The organism is Shewanella gaetbuli (assembly GCF_023284065.1).
GTDB classification, from domain to species: Bacteria; Pseudomonadota; Gammaproteobacteria; order Enterobacterales; family Shewanellaceae; genus Shewanella; species Shewanella gaetbuli.
Genome location: NZ_JAKIKP010000004.1, coordinates 222,268 through 241,767, shown reverse-complemented (window position 1 = coordinate 241,767; position 19,500 = coordinate 222,268). Strand labels below are relative to the sequence as shown.

Below are 19,500 nucleotides of genomic sequence, written 5' to 3'. Positions count from 1 at the left end.
TCTTATATTTTTAGTCAAATTACAGGGATACTAATTAGTTTTAGACGATAATGTCCAAGGTAGCAATTTTTTAGCAAATTCATTAGCTAAGCCAAATCTTACTGCACTATTATGTCTCATTCTATATAAGCCTTGATAACATAAAGGGACAAGGTACAAACTGGTTACGGTTGAAAATAATAGCCCACCAATAATGGCGATAGCCATTGGTGAGTAAGGTGGTCCACCTCCGCCAATTTGTGTGTCACCTAAAGCCAGAGGTACTAAACCTAATACAGTAGTCGCCACTGTCATTAACACCGGTCTTAACCGGGTTATACAAACCGATAAAATGGTGTCAGACAGTTTATCTAGCTTGGGTGTCATTTGGTTAATTTGGTCAACTAACACAATGCCGTTGTTTACTACGATGCCCATTAAGATAAGGATCCCTATCATTGCCATAACTGACATTGGCGTTGCGGTTATCCATAAAGCCCAAAACACCCCCGTTATAGAATAGAGAATAGAAGTGATAATGGCTGTAGGCAGTAACAGTGACTCAAATAATGCTGCCATGACGATGTAAATCATCATGATTGCCAGTAGCATATTAACCGCCATGATATTTTGATCTTCATCTTGTCGCTCAAATCCGCCTCGCAATGAATATTGATAACCAAACGGAAAATTAACTGACTCCATAACTCGGTTTATCGCTTTTTGCGCCTCTTCTGTTGTCATGTCATCTAAATTCGCACCAATGGAAAGTGCTGTTTGGCGGTTAAAATGACGAATAGCATCAAACCTTGGCACAATGTTAATTTGAGCAAGATTATCAAGTGTATAAACCTGATCGGACTTTCTGACGATAGGCAATTGCTTTAAGCGTTCTAATGAATATTGCCAGTCTTTGTCATAAGCCATCTCAATGCGTAATTCACCTGATGGGTCGTGTCTGAATGAACGCAGAGGTGTACCTCTTAACGCAAGTGCTATGCTTGACGCGACGTCGCTCAGTTTAATATCCAGTCTAGCGGCCATATCTCGGTCTATAACGACTAACACCTCTTGTTGTGCGCTGTTAACCTCAGAACGCACATCAACCAGACCTTCAATGCTGTTTAATAAAGGAACCACTTGCTCACTGATACGTATTAATTCAGACGTTGAACGCCCAGTGAGGGTTAACCTAATGCCATTATTATCACCACCCCAACCAAATTGCGGTGTGGCAATGGAATATTTGGGAAAGCCTTCACGGATCATGCGTTTTAATTCTGCGGTGTCGATATCAATATCTTTTTGCAGAATAATGGTCGATTGCACATCTTGAGGTGAGTAGTAACTATAAACCGCATCAATGTAGAATTTTTCTTTGTTGGCATAAAGATAATCTTCCATTTTTGTAATTACCGCTTTGGTGACTTGCAGTGCATGACGCCCCTCTAACTGGTAATTAATGTATAAGCGATCGTTACCTTCACCGTCACCTTGATCTTGTTGAACCATTGAAAGTGGTAAAGCGGTTGATACTAATAATAAAATAGCTATAACCCCAGAGCGCTTAGGACGATGTAGTATCCACGCTAAACTTGATTGATAGAACTGATTCAACTTATTGCTTTTAGGCTTAGTATCAATATCAAAGTCAAAGGTGTTCAACATAAGTGGAATTAAGGTTTTAGCCACTAATAATGATGCCGCTAATGAAATACAGATAGCCACTGCAACATGTTCTAAAAAGATCGTTAATTGCACTTTTACGCCAAAAATATTCGGTAAAAATACGATAGCGGTGGTCATGGTGCCCGCTAATACCGCTAAAGCGACTTTTTCTACTCCAGTAAGCACAGCTTGTTGGTTACTTAGTGAGGGAGTTGTCCCATTATTGCCAGCTTGCTTTTGTTGCAATACGCTTTCGGTAACCACCACCGCGTTATCAATTAACATTCCAACGGCGAGTAATAACCCCATCATAGATAAAATATTAAGACTGTAGCCCAGGAAGTACATTCCCGCTAAGGTCATACACAGTGAAATAGGCACAGACGACACTACAACTAAAGTCATTTTTAAATTGCGTAAAAATAGATACAACACACCAAATGAAAGTAGGGCGCCCAGTAAACCAGACAGTAATAAATCTTGCAGTGATGACTTAACACCAAAAGCCTGATCTTCCATGATAAATAGCTTAACGCCGTTAAACTGCTTATCTTGCTTGGTTTTTTCTATTACCGCCATGACTCGATCAGACACTGCGACTAAGTTGGCACCAGACTCTTTAAAAACATCAATACCCACGGCGTATTTTTGGTCTAAATGACGTCCTTCTTGTTTTTCTGGTAGGGCAAACTTAACTTGAGCTATATCGCCTAAAGTAATACCCGGTTGAAGTTGTAATGACTTAATATCATCTAAATTGGTGAACTCACCTTTAGGAGTAACCTGATATATCTTACCTTGATTACGTAAACTACCAGCGTTAATGACAAAGTTTTGCGCTAACAATAAGCTTTGTAGGCGTTGATTGCTGATACCTGAAGCGATCAACTTATCGGCATTAATTCTGATGTCGATTTGTTTTTGTTCTACCCCATATAAAGTGACCTTAGAGACACCATCAACACGCTCAAGTGGTTTTCTAAGTTGTTTATCTAACAGATCAAAAGCATTAGATAATTCGCGCTCGCTAGAAATACGTATTGTTAACACCGGCATATCAGCTGTTGAAAACTGTTGAATCATCACTCGCTCGACATCTTTAGGTAACAAGTGTCTAACTGAATCAATTTTCTCACGGGCTTCTAGGCTTTTGGTGGCAACATCTTGTCCCCATTTCATATTAAGGCGAATGAAGGCACCATCTTGGGTTGAGTCAGAGTGGACTTCTTCTATGCCGCTCATTGTTGCTAAAGCTTCTTCCAGTACCTTAGTAATGTCGCGCTCGACTTCCGCAGGGCTTGAGCCTTTATAGGGCACTTGAACCATTATCTGCGGAATATCTATGCCAGGAAACATTTCTAGCGGTAATAACCGGCTAGCGGCTAAGCCAAATAGCATAATGGCCACAAAAAACATGCTGGTGGTAACAGGGCGCTTTAACGCCAGTTTAGTGATACTCATTGTGCTACCTCTGATGTTGAATGATGAGTGGTAGACGTTGTGTCACTTTTGCTCAATTTGCTTGGGGTTGAGTCATTTTGTTTGGAATAATCTTTTCTATCGAATAATGCATACAAACATGGAATAACGAATAAGGTTAACAAGGTTGATAATAGTAGACCGAAGATCACCGTTATCGCCATGGGAGCGCGAACCTCACTACCATCGCCCATGCCAATAGCCATAGGTAATAACCCTAAGGTTGTGGTTAAAGTGGTCATTAAGATTGGACGTAAACGTGACTCAGCAGAATCAATAATTGCTTGCATCTTGTTAAGCCCTTGTTTACGTAACTGATTGATTCGGTCGACGAGTACAATGGCATTATTCACCACAATACCCGCTAACATGATCAAACCAATAAATACCACCACACTGATATGAGTGTTAGTGATGTATAAGCCTAATATACTGCCAGCGACAGCCATGGGGACGGCAATTAGTATTAATAATGGGTGTAGTAATGACTCGAACTGACTGGCCATAACTAGATAGACTAAAAATATGGCTAGTACTAAGGCAATTTTTAATGAGTTAAATGAATGTTCCATTTCTTCATTTTGGCCGCCAAAATTGGCATTAATCGAGGTGGGGATTTGTTGTTGCGCTAAAATCTGTTTGGCTTCAGTTACCGCATCTGCCAAGTCACCGTACCCTAAGTTAGCTGATACAATGGCTACTCGCTGCTGGCTGACTCTATTAATAGCAGAAGGCCCAACTTGTAGATGAATATTGGCAACTGCACTCAGCGGAATGGGGGCTGCGCTGTTGGGATTAATAATCAAGTTATTAATATCGCTAACTTGGTCACGTTCAGCTATATCACTACGTACAATAATATCAATTTTTCTATCGCGCACGGTGTACTGGCTAGCAATTGTACCGCCAACGCGTTGGGCAATTCGGGTTGCAACTGTTGGCGCATCTAGCCCAAGTGCGGCAAGCCTTGCATGATTAAACTCAATACTGATTTCAGGTTGACCATCACGCAAACTACTATTGATATCGGTAAATCGGCTAGATTCTCCCAATGCATCGACTAGTGACTCGGCAGTTTGTTTTAATGACTTAAGATCATACCCAGCAAGCTCAATTTCAAGTGGGGTTTTAAAACTAAACAATTCAGGCTGTTTAATATTGGTATCGAGCTCTGGGATCAATTTAGCTTGGCTGCGGATAACACTGGTGACAGAGTTAAAAGCTTGTGGGTTGGCAAGTACTACTTGTAGACGTCCCCAGTTCTCACCGCCACGCGCGGTATCTGATGTCATTAATCCACCACTGCCTGCTTGGCTGAAAGTATGTTTTACATCGGTATTTTCACTTAATGACAATGCTAGTTGGTTTAATACGCGGTCTGTTTGGCTAACCTCTGTGCCTGGTGGCAGTAATACTTCAACATAAAACTCACCTTGATTCATTGTGGGGATAAGCTCCATGCCTAGCTTAGGAATAACACTTGCTGCACCTACGGTAATAAGTAAAGCAACAACTAAGGTTAAGGCTTTTTTTGCTAATACCTTAGGTAATAAGGCAGCGTAAACTTTGGCTATCACCTCATAAATAAAATTAAACCCTTGGGCTAAAGGCCGGGTGACTAAGCCAATTAACCAACTGAAAAATCGTACTAATGTTACTGCTACGGTAAGTAACGCAGCGGGGAGATATTGAAACACCAATTTAAATGGCCAACTAATGACAGCTAATATAATACTGCCCAATTTGGCGAGTTTAGATTTTGTTACCACACTAACATTAGCACTCTCGTCAGCAATGTTTGAATTGTTATTAGAGTCAGTTTGATTGTTGGTTGTAGTAACAGGGGTGAATCCTTTTCTTGATGCCAGCATTGGAATGGCTGTTAAGGCCACAAATAAAGATGCCAGTAGGGCGAATGTCACTGTTAATGCTTGATCGGCAAATAGAGCGCCTGCTATACCATCAACAAAAACCAGTGGCACAAACACCGCTAAAGTTGTTAGCGTAGAGGCAAATATGGCTCCAGAGACTTCTTGGCAACCTGCGATGGCGGCTTGCTTTTTAGACATGCCTTGTGCTTGATAACGGTCAATGTTTTCTAGCACCACAATGGCATTGTCGACTAACAGCCCGATGGCTAATGCGATACCGCCAAGAGACATAATGTTTAGGCTGATTTGGGCAAAATACATCATGTTGAATGTCGCAATAACTGAAAACGGGATTGAAATAGAAATAATTAATGTGGCGACAATATTTTTTAAGAATAGATAAATCACAATCATGGCAAAAATACTGCCAATCAATGCTGCAGAGGTGACTTCATTAACCGCGCTTTCAATAAACTCTGATTGGTTGTAAATCACACTGAGTTGATTACTCTCATCAGCTTGATTGATTTTATCTATCTCTGCTTGCAATTTTTGTGCAACACTAACGGTGTTAGCATCTCCTTCTTTATAAATTGCCAGCTCAATAGATTCAGTTTGACCAATCCTTGTTATATCAGTACGTTCCTTAAATGCATCACGAATCTCAGCCACTTCGTTGAGTCTGACTAAGGTTTGCCCGTCACGATAAATAATGATGTTTTCAAGCTCTTGAAGTGAATTAAATTGATTCAATGTACGGACTAAATACTCTTTATCACTTTGAATGACTTTACCCGCAGAGAGGTTAATGTTTTCTTGATTTATGCGTTGTTTAATATCGTCTGCATTGAGATTAAGTTGAGACAACTTTTGCTGATTTAGCAGAATATGGACTTCTTGCTCTAAACCACCAGACAGCCTTACCGCGGCAACACCACTTAGCGCTTCTAATCGTCTTTTAAGCTCTTCTTCAGCAAAAGTACGCATATTTTTGAGGTTTTTATCTGACGCCTGTGGAACCGAGTAGGCTAAGCGCATTATTGGGTCTAAATTGGGGTTAAATCGAAGTAACAAGGGTTTATTAATGTCGAGTGGTAGCTCGATAGTGTCTAATTTTTCACGGACTTCAAGGCTGGCCATGTCCATGTCAGTTCCCCATTCAAATTCTAATACCACATCTGACAAACCTGAACGAGAGATAGAGCTAATTTTACGTAACCCTTTTACTACACCTACCGCCTCTTCAATGGGTTTAGAGATTAACTGCTCAATTTCAACGGGCGCAGCACCATCGTAATTAGTTCTAATGGTTACACTTGGGTAGCTTAAATCAGGTAATAACATTACTGCTAGACGGCTGAAACCAACAAGCCCAAATATCATTACAGCAAGCATGAACATCCAAACCGCAACAGGGCGGTTGACCGAAGTTTTGATGATTGACATGAACGTGCTCCGTTATTGAACTGCTGCAATACTAAGTGGGTTAATCACTTCAACGAGTGATTGATCTTTCAAGTTTTGCTGGCCTCGAATAACAATTTGTTCGCCTTCAATCACACCTGATGTCACTTCAACAGTATTATTTTGGCGATAACCTATTTGCACTTCACGTCGTTGAGCTTTGTCATCTTCAATAACATAAATAGCTTGGGTGTCGTCTTGGTTTATTAATGCGTTGTAAGGAACGGTTACCACATTATTGTGGGTGTCGTATTTCAGCTCTACGCGTGTAAACATACCTGCTTTAAGCTTTTTGTTTTGATTAGGAATTTTTAAGGTCACTTTAAAGGTGCCTGATTGGGCATCTACAATTGGGCTTATTCTTAATACACTGGCATCAAATTCATTGGCGTTAGTTTGTGCTTGAATAACACTGGCATGTTGACCTAATTGTAAGTTAGGTAATTGCTGCTCGGGTAAGTGAACAATACCGTAAAGTTCATCTTGATTGAGGACATAGAATAATTTATCAAACTCTTGCACCATGTTGCCTTGCTTAACATGTCGTTTGGCAACCACGCCATCGATAGGGGACACAATTTGACTTTCTTTAACTTGTAACTCAGCCAGATCACGTTTAGCCATAGCAGCCTGTAAATTGAACTCTAATTTAGCCATAGTATCTTGGCTAATAAATTCTTTATTGGTCATTTTGCGCAGGCGATTAAGCTCTTGCTCGATAATTTGAACTTCTGCTTGAGCACGGTTGAAATCATATTGTTGTCTTTTGGCATCAATGGTAGCTAACACTTGTCCTTTAGTGACTTGATCACCTTCTTCTACATTAATGGTTTCAATTAACCCTGATACACGCGTCATAACATGTGCTTCTAACGGTGCTTCTAGAGTTGCTGTGGTGCTGTAAAAAGAGGAAACGTTTCCTGTTTGTACCCTAGTCGTTTCAACAGGAACTGCAAATTCTTGTTGTTCTTGTTGTTGTTCTTCTTCTGCGGTACAGCCAAATAAAATGGTTATGCAGCTTAATGCTACTGCGGTGCGTTTGATATTTTTGAACCTGTCCATGGGTGCCTGCCTTGAATATAAACCAAATAATGAAACAATCTATAATTTGGCATAGGTAAAGCTAAAATCATGCCAATTATTAATATTGTTTATAAACAGGTGGTTATAGCATTTTGGGGTGTAAGGGGATTGTTGGAGTTAATTAATTTGTAGTGTGATTGTTAATTATTTGGTGAAATTTACAAAAGCATTAACCTTGAATTTAGTCAGAGGTTAATGCTGTTGTGAGCTAAACATTGCTGGTGGCTGCGTTAATGCCGTGGTTAAACAGTTTTGTGGATTAAGGCTGTTCATTATTATTTGTTTCAGGGCAGGTGGCTAAAGTGACGATGTTATCGTTTTCGTCTAACTGCTCTAGGGTCACTTTAAAGCCCCATAACCGATGTAGATGCTTAAGCACTTCGCTGAAATTGTCTGCAAGGGGAATATTGTTATGTGGGGTGTAGCGTAGTGTAAGTGAGCGATCTCCGTTAATATCAACCTTTTGAACCTGAATATTGGGTTCTAAATTTGATAGATTGTATTGTTGCGACAAGATATTGCGTATTTCTTGGTAACCTTGTTCATTGTGAATTGCGCTAACGTGTAAATGATTTTGTTTTTCATCATCTAGGATGCCAAAAAGTTTAAAGTCTCTGATTACTTTAGGTGATAAATACTGGCTTATAAAGCTTTCATCTTTAAAGTTTTCCATGGCAAAGTGCACGGTTGTAAGCCAGTCACTGCCTGCAATATCAGGAAACCAAAGTTTATCTTCCTCGGTTGGGTTTTCACAAATTCGTCGAATATCAACAAACATATTAAACCCTAGCGCATAAGGGTTAATACCGCTGTAATAAGGGCTGTTGTACGCGGGTTGTGCCACCACAGCCGTGTGGCTTTGTAAAAACTCTAACATGAATCTATCAGTGACTTTACCTGTGTCGTACAATCGGTTCAATATGGTGTAATGCCAAAACGTTGCCCAGCCTTCATTCATCACTTGGGTTTGTTTTTGTGGGTAAAAGTATTGCGCCATTTTACGTACAATTCTGACAATTTCACGTTGCCAAGGCTCTAAAAGAGGCGCATTTTTTTCAATAAAATATAAAATATTTTCTTGGGGTTCACTGGGGAAGTTTGGTTTGTTTTGTTGCGTTTCTGAACTTATGCTTTTAGGTACGGTACGCCACAGGTCATTTACCTGACTTTGCAAATATGCCTCACGTTCTGCTTGTCTGTTCTGTTCGTCACTAAAAGAGATTTCGGCAGGGCGTTTATATCTATCAACACCGTAATTCATTAGTGCATGGCAAGAATCGACAGTTAACTCTACTTGTTCAATACCATATTTTAGTTCACATTTGTGAATGTAATTTTTGGCGAATACAAGGTAGTCGATAATTGAACTGGCATCGGTCCACGTTTTAAATAAGTAGTTATTTTTGAAAAAACTATTGTGACCAAAACTGGCGTGAGCCATCACCAACGCTTGCATAGTGATGGTATTTTCTTCCATTAAATACGCAATACAGGGGTCTGAATTAATCACAATTTCATAGGCTAAGCCCATTTGTCCGCGGCGGTATCCTTGTTCAGTTTCAATAAAACGTTTACCAAATGACCAATGGGTATAACCAATAGGCATACCGATCCCCGCATAAGCATCCATCATCTGTTCTGCAGTAATAATTTCAATTTGATTTGGATATGCGTCAATTTTGAAATGTTTAGCGGCCGCTTCAATTTCTATTAGGTATTGATCAAGCAGCTCAAATGTCCATTCAGGACCATCACTTAACGGTGTTGTTTTTTTATCCATAGTGACTCCTAAACCGCTTGTTTCTTGAAGAGTTCTCTAAACACAGGGTAGATATCATCGACTTGTTTTATGTGTTGAACTGCGATGTTGTCAAAGCGTTGTTGTAATTGTTCATATTCATTCCACAGGGTTTGGTGCGACCGTTGTGTAATTTCTATGTAACTAAAGTAACGAACTAAAGGTAAAATCTTCTCCGTCAATAAATCACGACAGATGGGTGAGTCATCTGACCAATTATCACCATCTGAGGCTTGGGCAGCGTAAATATTCCATTCATTTGCAGGGTATCTTTCTTGTTGTATTTGATGCATTAATTTCAATGCACTTGACACAATGGTGCCGCCAGTTTCTTGTGAATAGAAAAACTCTTGTTCATCCACTTCTTTGGCTTGGGTGTGATGTCTGATATACACCACTTCTAAGTTTTTATATGTGCGTGTTAAAAACAGATATAACAGAATATAAAAGCGTTTTGCCATATCTTTTGTGGCCTGATCCATCGAGCCCGATACGTCCATTAAGCAGAACATGACAGCCTGACTGGAGGGCTTTTCGCGTTTAGCATAATTGTTATAACGTAAATCAAAAGTGTCGATAAAGGGCACGCTGGCAATCTTGCGTTTTAGTTGCTCAATTTGTTGCTCAAGCTCAATGATACGTTCAGCACTTGAACCAGGTGTTTGCGTAAGCTGCTCATATTCTTGCTCTAATAATGCCAGAGCCTTTTTCTTGTCGGCGCTCATGGCAATTCTTCGCGCTAATGATGAGCGTAACGACCGAACAATGTTAATATTGGCGGGAACACCATCATTAGTAAATCCAGCTCTATAGGTTTGATACTCAACTAACTTATTAAGATTATTATTTTGTAGGTTAGGTAACTCTAGATCCTCAAATAATAGCTCTAAATATTCGTCCTTTGATATTTGAAATACAAATTCATCTGTACCTTCACCAGAGTCTGAAGCGTCACCTTGGCCACTGCCACCAGAACCTTGGCCTCCTTTAGGGCGCTCAATTTTGTCACCTTGGCTGAATTGATCATTGCCCGGATGTATTTGTTCACGCTTACCGCCTTTTCCTTGGCGAAATAGGGGTTCACTAATATCCCGTGTTGGAATACTAATTTGCTCACCTTTATCAATGTCTGTAACACTGCGTTTGGTCACTGCATCACTGACTGATTGTTTAATTTGTTTTTTATAACGTTCTATAAACCGTTGTCTGTTAACGGTACTTTTGCCTTTTGCGTTCAATCTTCTATCAATAAAGTTGGCCATACGCACCTCCCAAGCCACTTCTAAGGCTTTACTCAAATAACTAAGTAAAGCCTTAGGTTTGTTATGATGATTTACGCACGCGTAAGTACCATTCTGATAGTAATCTGACTTGTTTTTTGGTGTAGCCTTTCTCCATCATTCTATTGACGAAGTCATCATGTTTGCGTTGATCGTCATTAGACGTTTTAGTGTTAAACGAAATTACTGGTAATAGGTCCTCTGTATTTGAGAACATTTTCTTTTCAATAACGGTTCTTAATTTTTCGTAACTTGTCCAAAGTGGGTTGTTACCTTCATTGTTGGCACGAGCTCGAAGTACAAAATTGACGATTTCATTTCGGAAATCTTTCGGGTTACTAATTCCGGCAGGCTTTTCAATTTTTTCCAATTCGGCATTTAACGCACTGCGATCGAATAACTGGCCTGTTTCAGGATCACGATACTCTTGGTCTTGAATCCAAAAGTCAGCATAGGTGACATAACGGTCAAAGATGTTTTGTCCGTACTCTGAATAAGATTCAAGATAAGCGGTTTGAATCTCTTTACCAATAAACTCAACGTATTTAGGGATTAAGTAGCCCTTTAGAAACTCTAAGTAACGCTCGCTGAGATCATTTGGGAATTGTTCTTGCTCGATTTGTTTTTCAAGAACATAAAATAAATGCACTGGGTTTGCCGCAATCTCAGTGTTGTCAAAATTAAATACTTTTGACAAAATTTTAAAAGCAAAACGAGTTGATAAGCCATTCATGCCTTCGTCAACACCCGCATAGTCACGGTATTCTTGATAAGATTTTGCTTTAGGATCAGTGTCTTTTAGACTTTCACCGTCATACACTCGCATTTTAGAATATATTGAAGAATTTTCAGGTGGTTTAATACGTGATAACACACTAAATTGCGCTAAAGTCTCAAGCGTACCAGGCGCACAAGGCGCTTGTGATAACTCAGAGTTCACTAATAATTTTTGATAAATTTCAATTTCTTCCGACACGCGTAAACAGTAGGGCACTTTAACAATGTAGACACGGTCTAAAAAAGCTTCATTGTTTTTATTGTTTCTAAAGGTTGACCATTCTGACTCATTACTGTGTGCCAAAATAATACCGGTATAAGGTAAAGCGGATAAACCTTCTGTGCCGTTATAGTTACCTTCTTGTGTGGCGGTTAATAATGGATGTAAAACTTTAATCGGTGCTTTAAACATCTCGACAAATTCCATCAGGCCTTGGTTTGCACGGCATAATGCACCTGAATAAGCGTATGCGTCAGCATCATCTTGTGAAAAATGCTCTAGTTGACGTATATCGACTTTACCTACTAGGGCTGATATGTCTTGATTATTTTCATCACCGGGTTCCGTTTTAGCAATAGCAACTTGGTCCAGAATAGAGGGGTAAACCTTGACCACTTTAAATTTTGAAATATCACCACCAAATTCATGTAATCTTTTTACTGCCCAGGGAGACATAATGGTTTTCACGTAACGTTTAGGGATTGCAAATTCATTTTGGAGAATGTCGCCATCTTCTTCGACGTCAAATAAACAGAATGGGTGATCATTAACTGGGCTGCGTACGCCATTGGCACTTAAAATATAAATGGGAACATTTTGCATCAATGATTTCAGTTTTTCAGCTAATGACGATTTACCGCCACCCACAGGCCCTAATAAATATAATATTTGCTTAGATTCTTCCAAACCTTGAGCTGAATGCTTTAAGTAAGAAACGATTTGTTCTATAGCTTCTTCCATGCCATAAAAGTCTTTAAAGGCGGGGTATCTGGATATTAATCGGTTAGAAAAGATTCGACTCAGAACAGAGTCTTTTGAAGTGTCAACCACTTCTGGCTCACCAATGGCCAATAATAAACGCTCAGCCGCACTGACGTATGCGCTCTTGTCTTGTTTACAAATTTCTAGAAATTGCTCGAGAGTATATTCTTCGTCTAATTTCTTTTCATATCTTTGCTGATAATGTTCGAAAATGCCCATAGTAAACCCCTTAAAACTGCTAAACCAAATGGCCAATGCTTCCGTTGTTAAGTAGGTTTGACATGATGCCAAACGTTTTTATATTGGCCCTTACCTTTAAAGCTTAGAATATAAATTGTGATGTTGCGCAAGTAATTTTAAAATAAATTGTTATAAAACAGCAACAAACGTAGCATTTGCAACAGTTGCAAGTGTAGCCGAGTAAAAATGAGTCATAAAAAAAGGAGCCTGAGGCTCCTTTAATTTAGCGGGATGTGATTAAGCAAAGTTGCTATTCACGAATTCCCAGTTTACTAGCTGCCAGAAGTTGTTTAGGTATTCTGGACGGGCATTACGGTAGTCAACGTAGTAAGCATGTTCCCAAACATCAACCGTTAATAATGGTGTTACTGTTTCGTCAGTTAATGGAGTTGCTGCATTGCTAGTATTAACAATCGCTAGAGAACCGTCGGCTTTTTTCACTAACCAAGTCCAAGCACTACCAAAGTTGTTTACTGCAGAATCAGTAAATTTAGCTTTGAATTCTTCGAATGAACCGAAAGAAGCATTAATAGCGTCTGCGATCGCGCCAGTAGCCGCGCCGCCAGCATTTGGTGCTAAGCAGTTCCAGTAGAAGGTATGGTTCCAAACTTGAGCCGCGTTGTTGAACATGCCACCAGTTGAAGTTTTAACAACTTCTTCTAGGCTTTTTCCAGCAAACTCAGTTCCTTCAACTAAACCATTTAATTTAACAACATAAGTGTTGTGATGTTTACCATAGTGGTATTCGATTGTTTCTTGTGAAATGTGTGGCTCTAATGCGTTCTTTGCGTAAGGTAATGCTGGTAATTCGAAAGCCATTAGTCTCTCTCCATGGATTTAGGTTTGTGGTTTTTCCGTCTGATACTTTATTTCGTCAAATAATCTGGAAAAAATAATACTCATCAAGTATTAACGCCAGATTAATTGAATTTAATACTGTCCATACGGCAAATTGCTCTACGGCTATTGTACTGATTATTTTTGTGATGTGAATCATTGTTTTGTCAATAATATCGATTAAGTCAATTCAATTGTTCAATTTATAAATACCCTTACAATCTGTGGCATTTTGTTATGGCTCAAGGTATCGTACAATGTGAACATTAGTACTTTGACAACCATTAGGAATTAAGATGGAAACGGTAGATAAAATTAAACAGCAAATCAGTGAAAATCCGATTATTGTGTACATGAAAGGCTCTCCAAAACTACCTAGTTGTGGGTTTTCATCGCAGGTTGCTCAGGTTATGATCAACTGTGGCGAGCAGTTTGCTTTTGTTGATATTTTGCAGCATCCAGATATTCGTGCAGAATTGCCTAAATTTGCTAACTGGCCGACATTTCCACAGTTATGGATTGAAGGGGAATTAATTGGCGGATGTGATATCGTCACCGAAATGTTCCAAAAAGGTGAGTTACAGCCTTTAATTAAAGCCACTGCTGATAAATTTAGAACTGAAGAAAACGCTGCTGAGTAAGCTTTTTCTCAAACTGAGTTCATGTTAACTAAAAAAACCAATGCCTAGGCATTGGTTTTTTATTTTATTACACATAATAACGACTTAATGTCTAATGCGTCTTTTCGTTTTTGACCTTAACCTTATCTTTGGGTGTTACAAGTCGTGGTAAGTACTTTTGTGTTGCTTTTATTTGCGCAAGGTATGGCCCTGGGTGCAATTGTTCAGGCCAATCTAGCAACATCATAGCTAGCACATTTCTATGCTCTCCAGAGGACAAGATTGCACGTCCAGTAGGAGAAGGGATCATTTTCATCTCTGGGTTGTATGCTGCAATAATATACTTTTTGACCTTTTCAGTAACAGGATGGTTTTTATGTCCGGTTATCAAAAAGCTAATGCCTACCTCTGTAATAATATCTTCCGTTGTATCTGCAATAATGCGATCAATATTTTTTTCAAAGTAGTCTAAAATCCATTGATATTTTTTAGCGTCAACTTGAAATTGATAATATTGACTGTCTGCAAATATGAAGTGAGTTAGACCATAGATTTTATTTTTAAACTGACCTTTAGATAACTTCCGGTCTTGGCTATCTGGGTATGTTTCAATAAAGGCTTTCTTATAAGCATCAAAATAGTCACCAGCACCAATTTGCTTAGCCCAGAATACATGATTAATTAATTGCGCAGCCCATGCTTTGATCATTTCAGGATCGGTAAAAGCGGGCTCGAAATTATGGACGGTTAATTTAGACATCATTAAATCATGACAAGGACCTGTAAAGCCAAACTCATCAATTCTACTCGAGTAGCGTAATAAAGATTCACTATACAACATAAATTTGGGATATTTGGCGACAGCTTTTTTACGCGCTTTAGCGCGTGGGCCTTTGCCTAATTTGCTGGCGGCTAAAGCGGATTCTGTTTCAACAAAATTGGGTTTATCTAAATTACAGGCGTAATAGGCTTGTCTTTCTGCAATGGTTAATAAATCAATTAGCGCACCTTGGGCATATTTTTCATCACCGGTCATTCTAAATTGGCGAATAGCGTAATGACCTTGAACCCTAGGCGGTAATGAATATAAGTTAGTTTCTAAGTGAGTTTTTATTTGTTGGTAAACTTGGGCGCCAGTTAAATCATGTTTAGGTTTAACGTAAGCTTCTTTTGCAAATGTACTACTGCTAAATAACACAGTAGCTAATGCGACTAACGAGAGTGTTTTACTCTGGCGTATTGTCAGCATGGTTGAGTCTCCATAATAGGGTGTCAAAATCCATTGGTTGATGATACAGATTGGAGAGCAAGCTATATATATCTAGCTGTTGTTCGTTAATTAACACTTGCTCAAATATCATTTGGTTTTGCCCTTGCAGCATTGGGTCAGTATTAAGTAGCTGTGCAAGTGACTGATACCACAGATGAAGATAAAGGTTCACGCCTTGATTAGCAATAGCTTGAGAACTATATACCATATCGGATGAGTAAGAGTGCTCCCCTATAAAACTGGCGCTAAAGGCCGCTTCAGTTAATGTGTTAAATAATTCATTTGGCTGTTGCTGTATTTGTGCGTCATCGAGTTGATAAAAATACACGGCTAGTTTCGAGTTAACGATGTTTTGTTGCTTTTTATATTGCCGCGACAATTGATACCTTGGAGAAATAACATAATCTGATAGTAATGCGTTTATCAGGTATTCATTAAGCCAATATGTACCAAGCGGTAAAGGTGCCGTCGCGGTATTTGGGCTGTTCAGATAGTAAAATTTGTTGGATTTAATAAGCTGATTAATCATCTCGCTTACTGCAAATAGCATATTTTTGTACTCACTGAATTTAGTGATTATTGTAGGTGCTGTCAGCTCGTATTGACCAAATTGATGCCCTAACACGGATTGTTTAATTTTATTAGTGGTTATTTTTTTCTTACCCGTTTTGAGTTCTGTATGTGGGTAAAAATATAATTCACCTAAATAACGATTGTGGTGCCATAGTTGATATAGGTTTAATGTCGAAGCCTGTTGTAGTGGTACTTTGACAAAACGTAACCCAAATTCACTCAGTTGATCCTGTACTTTTTGAAATAGCTTTTCACTCTCAATGGGAGAGAATTTAACTGTAGGTAATGCCTTTAATTGCAATGGTAAATCCCAAGGGGACATCGATAGTTGATTGGTTTGGCTGTGTAAAAATTGATGTAACTGTTGGATATTCAGTGGGCTATTGTGTAGATCGTTATCAACAATATTATCGAACCCGTGCTTAGTGGCGATTGATAATTTTAATTGATGCAATAGCACCAGTGCTTGTTGGTTAGCCGCCTTAGCTCGCAATTGATAGGCCTGCCAAGCTTGTTTACGACACTCTGAACGAGGTTGATTTAGCAGATATTTAGCAATACTTTTATTGATACTTGTTCCATTAGTGACCGCTGAATTGGCACATTCAGCGGAGGTATTTAACTGATATTGTCTTCGCAAGTTGTGGGCAATTGATGCTTGAAGTCCATGTAATTGAGACTTCTCATTAGTTGTCAGTCTGATGCTTGCGAGATTAGAGAGTATGTTAATAAATAATCTATATTGAGAATCGTTATCATCTTTGTCAGATTGCAGTGCAACATCAATATTATTAGGTAAGCTTGCTAATAACTGCTTTAGCTCATCGGCTAAGTGAATTTGACAATTTAACAGTTGTTGTTGGCTCTCAACGACTTTTATCCGTTGGCGGTAATAATTATTACGATCATTTAAGTTATTGAGTGCTAATAACCCATCTTCTAAGTTAACTAATTCGTTTTTAGAAGCTAACAACGGTGCTGCAGTGGTTGAGTTGAGCTGTTCTGATTGCCATTGCTGGGGAAGGGGGATGAACTCGGTTGAAGAGAAATTTAAGCATTGCTCAACAAATAGGTCTAAAGGATTGGCCACAGCTTTCGCTGTGGCCAATAAGCTAAAACAGAGGCTTATCGCAAAAATGCTTTTTAGCATATGCCACTCTTTCCTCAACAGACATAGTTGGGCCTTTTAAAGACTCAACATGTTTGAGGCGAGGAAGAATACCCTTTCCATTAGCGATTTGGATAGTCAGTCCAGGACGCGCATTTAACTCAAGTAAAAGTGGTCCACGCTTTTTATCGAGAACCATATCGGTACCTAAGTAACCTAACTCACACATTTCATACGCACTTGACGCTGTATGTAGAAGGGTTTCCCAATGTGGAACGGCAATATTCGATAAAGGGAAATGTGTATCAGGATGTTTATCTACAGGTACATCGAACTGTACAGCATGTAAGCTTTTACCCGTAGCAATATCTAGCCCAACTCCCACAGCGCCTTGGTGCAAGTTTGCTTTACCGTCAGATGCTGCTGTAGAGCATCGTAACATGCCCATAATAGGAAAACCTTTAAACACAATTAAGCGAATATCAGGTACACCTTCATAACTTACACCATCAAAAACAGGGTCAAACTCAATTAACCCTTCAACAATAGCAACGTCAGGTTTACCCCCTAATGAGAATAATCCACTTAGGGTATTAGACACATGGCGATATATTTCATTATGAGTGACTTCATCGCCACTAGGTTTGTAGTATCGGCCGTTATCTACTTTGGTAATAACCATAATCCCTTTACCACCAGAGCCTTTAGCAGGCTTGATGACAAAACCAGAACGGCCTTCAACCATTGCCGGAATTTCTTCAATGGTATGCTGTTCTTTCACAACACCAATTAAATCAGGCACGGCAATATTGTTGGCTAAAGCTAACTCTTTGGTAATTAACTTATCATCAACGCGTTTATAAAATTTACGCTGATTATAGCGGCCAATATAACTAATATTGCGCTTGTTCATATTGAGCACGCCAGCTCGGCTAAGCTCCCATGGCCATGCATAGTTCATTACTTTTCTCCCACTAAGGGTTTAAAGCGTTTCAACTCTGTTAAACGGTATCCGGTGTATTGTCCCATCACTAGCACAGTGGCTAAAATCACCAAGTGAATACCTAAGAAGTTGAATACCCAATGCTGAACAATGCTGTTGCTCATGGCTAAATAAGCAATTGTGGCGACAAATAAGCTACCACCACCGGCTACGAATACTTTTTTCGGGCCTTCTTCTTCCCATAGAATCGACATACGTTCAATGGTCCACGCTAAAATGATCATTGGGAAGAAGGTGACCGTTAAGCCTTCACTTAATCCGAGTTTGAATGAGATAAGCGTGAATAGGCCGATAATAAATATCACCACAATGATCACTGCTGAAATCCTAGATATGAGCAGCAGGTTGAGGGTGGAGAGGTAAGAACGAATCATCAAACCAAATGCAACAATCAACAAGAAACCAATCAAACCAGTGATTAACGTTGTTTGTATAAAGGCCATCGCAATTAATACCGGCATGAATGTGCCTGAGGTTTTAATCCCCACAATAACTCTTAAGAATACAACAACAAGTACACCAATCGGGATAAGTAAGATGCCTTTAAATAAACTTTGTTCTTCAAGTGGTAATTGATATAACGAGAAGTCTAATGCATCTTCAGTCATCATCATGTCAATTGATGTTGCTAAAGCAGAACGGGTGTCTTGAAGCATTGAAAAATTAACTTGAGAATTAGTTCCGCCCATTACATCAAGAACAGAACCGCCTGCATATTCCCAAAGTACCAGCTTATTATCGCGACCTTGTTTGTTATTATGGATATCAAATAAGTGCCAAACACCATCTTGATAAACTTGAATATAACTAGATAGCTGCTGACGTCGACGTTGATCTTCCAAAAGAAGTCCGCTGACTTTTCTGGCTGGAACACCTTTAGAATGCAGCATGTGTAAAAATAGATTCGTTGCAGAATTTGTTGATAACAACAATGCCATATTTTGACTTTGGTTATCATCATTGAGTAGTTGCATTAACTGCTTAGCAAACGAAAGGTTAGTTGCACTACGCTCCCAAACTTCACCTACAATTTGCTCAGCCGCGGCTTGTTCTGTAACAGGCCATTGGTATAACTCAGTGTCAGCAGGTTCAATATCATCTTTAATGTCTAGATTACCTGTCGGAACTAGCGTGACGCGATAAAAAAGTGATTGTGGGCCACTCGTCTCTCTTTTAGACCAAACCGCTTTGCGATTTACATCATCGCTAATTGTTAGGCCATAACCTGGAGAGGTGGTGTTTTCGACTAATATGTCAAACGCTGGGTCATTAGGAAGAGCAAAATGAATTTCAGCAGGGTTATTGGTGCCATTGAAGCTAATTTTGGCATCAATTGCCCAGCTTTGTACTTGTTCGCCCGGTAAGAAAGGCACGCTGTGTTCGATTCCACGATATATGCTTGCGCCAATACCGGCAATAAACAGCAGAATGACAAATATATAAAACGGTTTACGAGAATGCATTGTTA

The 19,500-nt window shown here is 39.3% G+C and carries 12 protein-coding genes; 1 reads left to right on the top strand and 11 read right to left on the bottom strand.

Translation table 11 applies throughout. The annotated features are described in order from the left end of the window. Nucleotides 1–30 precede the first annotated feature (30 nt). From L2672_RS07950 to sodB, 7 genes are all read right to left on the bottom strand, one after another. Entirely contained in the window at nucleotides 31–3,108 is a 3,078-nt protein-coding gene (locus tag L2672_RS07950; RefSeq protein WP_248995295.1) for an efflux RND transporter permease subunit, read from the bottom strand. Then, complete coding sequence (locus L2672_RS07945) at nucleotides 3,105–6,443, bottom strand: efflux RND transporter permease subunit (RefSeq protein ID WP_248995294.1); 3,339 nt, start codon at nucleotides 6,441–6,443, stop codon at nucleotides 3,105–3,107. Before L2672_RS07945 ends, L2672_RS07950 begins: the two co-directional genes overlap by 4 nt. 12 nt (nucleotides 6,444–6,455) lie before the next feature. Further along, a complete protein-coding gene (locus L2672_RS07940; RefSeq protein WP_248995293.1) occupies nucleotides 6,456–7,523 on the bottom strand; it encodes an efflux RND transporter periplasmic adaptor subunit in 1,068 nt (355 codons plus the stop codon). A gap of 280 nt (nucleotides 7,524–7,803) precedes the next feature. Further along, complete coding sequence (locus tag L2672_RS07935; protein WP_248995292.1) at nucleotides 7,804–9,324, bottom strand: SpoVR family protein; 1,521 nt, start codon at nucleotides 9,322–9,324, stop codon at nucleotides 7,804–7,806. 8 nt (nucleotides 9,325–9,332) lie between these two features. After that, the gene (locus tag L2672_RS07930) at nucleotides 9,333–10,604 is read right to left on the bottom strand and encodes a YeaH/YhbH family protein (protein WP_248995291.1); all 1,272 of its coding nucleotides are present in this window, start codon (nucleotides 10,602–10,604) and stop codon (nucleotides 9,333–9,335) included. A 61-nt stretch (nucleotides 10,605–10,665) separates the two neighbouring features. Continuing rightward, nucleotides 10,666–12,600, bottom strand: a complete 1,935-nt coding sequence (locus L2672_RS07925; protein ID WP_248995290.1) for a PrkA family serine protein kinase — start codon at nucleotides 12,598–12,600, stop codon at nucleotides 10,666–10,668. 258 nt (nucleotides 12,601–12,858) lie between these two features. After that, nucleotides 12,859–13,440 carry a superoxide dismutase [Fe] gene (gene sodB / locus L2672_RS07920; RefSeq protein ID WP_248995289.1) on the bottom strand — a complete coding sequence of 194 codons (582 nt, stop codon included), beginning with the start codon at nucleotides 13,438–13,440 and terminating at the stop codon, nucleotides 12,859–12,861. Between the two features lie 314 nt (nucleotides 13,441–13,754). Between sodB and L2672_RS07915 the strand changes: the two genes are divergently transcribed. Next, a complete protein-coding gene (locus L2672_RS07915; RefSeq protein WP_248995288.1) occupies nucleotides 13,755–14,099 on the top strand; it encodes a Grx4 family monothiol glutaredoxin in 345 nt (114 codons plus the stop codon). Nucleotides 14,100–14,190: 91 nt separating this feature from the next. Here the strand turns inward: L2672_RS07915 and L2672_RS07910 are convergent, their stop codons facing one another. Genes L2672_RS07910 through L2672_RS07895 form a run of 4 tightly spaced genes read right to left on the bottom strand, consistent with a single transcriptional unit; the run spans nucleotide 14,191 to nucleotide 19,495 of the window. After that, nucleotides 14,191–15,327, bottom strand: coding sequence for a DUF3541 domain-containing protein (locus L2672_RS07910; RefSeq protein ID WP_248995287.1), 1,137 nt, complete (start codon nucleotides 15,325–15,327; stop codon nucleotides 14,191–14,193). Next, nucleotides 15,305–17,071 (bottom strand): hypothetical protein, encoded by a 1,767-nt coding sequence (locus L2672_RS07905; RefSeq protein WP_248995286.1) that lies wholly within the window; start codon nucleotides 17,069–17,071, stop codon nucleotides 15,305–15,307. Before L2672_RS07905 ends, L2672_RS07910 begins: the two co-directional genes overlap by 23 nt. Further along, a complete protein-coding gene (locus L2672_RS07900) occupies nucleotides 17,034–17,990 on the bottom strand; it encodes an alpha-L-glutamate ligase-like protein (RefSeq protein ID WP_248995285.1) in 957 nt (318 codons plus the stop codon). Before L2672_RS07900 ends, L2672_RS07905 begins: the two co-directional genes overlap by 38 nt. Next, nucleotides 17,990–19,495 carry an inactive transglutaminase family protein gene (locus tag L2672_RS07895; RefSeq protein ID WP_248995284.1) on the bottom strand — a complete coding sequence of 502 codons (1,506 nt, stop codon included), beginning with the start codon at nucleotides 19,493–19,495 and terminating at the stop codon, nucleotides 17,990–17,992. Before L2672_RS07895 ends, L2672_RS07900 begins: the two co-directional genes overlap by 1 nt. Nucleotides 19,496–19,500: the final 5 nt, after the last annotated feature.

Excerpts from the sequence above, each read along its gene's own strand:
- L2672_RS07950 (WP_248995295.1), bottom strand. The coding sequence starts at position 3,108 with ATGAGTATCACTAAACTGGCGTTAAAGCGCCCTGTTACCACCAGCATG.
- L2672_RS07945 (WP_248995294.1), bottom strand. The coding sequence starts at position 6,443 with ATGTCAATCATCAAAACTTCGGTCAACCGCCCTGTTGCGGTTTGGATG.
- L2672_RS07940 (WP_248995293.1), bottom strand. The coding sequence starts at position 7,523 with ATGGACAGGTTCAAAAATATCAAACGCACCGCAGTAGCATTAAGCTGC.
- L2672_RS07935 (WP_248995292.1), bottom strand. The coding sequence starts at position 9,324 with ATGGATAAAAAAACAACACCGTTAAGTGATGGTCCTGAATGGACATTT.
- L2672_RS07930 (WP_248995291.1), bottom strand. The coding sequence starts at position 10,604 with ATGGCCAACTTTATTGATAGAAGATTGAACGCAAAAGGCAAAAGTACC.
- L2672_RS07925 (WP_248995290.1), bottom strand. The coding sequence starts at position 12,600 with ATGGGCATTTTCGAACATTATCAGCAAAGATATGAAAAGAAATTAGAC.
- sodB (WP_248995289.1), bottom strand. The coding sequence starts at position 13,440 with ATGGCTTTCGAATTACCAGCATTACCTTACGCAAAGAACGCATTAGAG.
- L2672_RS07915 (WP_248995288.1), top strand. The coding sequence starts at position 13,755 with ATGGAAACGGTAGATAAAATTAAACAGCAAATCAGTGAAAATCCGATT.
- L2672_RS07910 (WP_248995287.1), bottom strand. The coding sequence starts at position 15,327 with ATGCTGACAATACGCCAGAGTAAAACACTCTCGTTAGTCGCATTAGCT.
- L2672_RS07905 (WP_248995286.1), bottom strand. The coding sequence starts at position 17,071 with ATGCTAAAAAGCATTTTTGCGATAAGCCTCTGTTTTAGCTTATTGGCC.
- L2672_RS07900 (WP_248995285.1), bottom strand. The coding sequence starts at position 17,990 with ATGAACTATGCATGGCCATGGGAGCTTAGCCGAGCTGGCGTGCTCAAT.
- L2672_RS07895 (WP_248995284.1), bottom strand. The coding sequence starts at position 19,495 with ATGCATTCTCGTAAACCGTTTTATATATTTGTCATTCTGCTGTTTATT.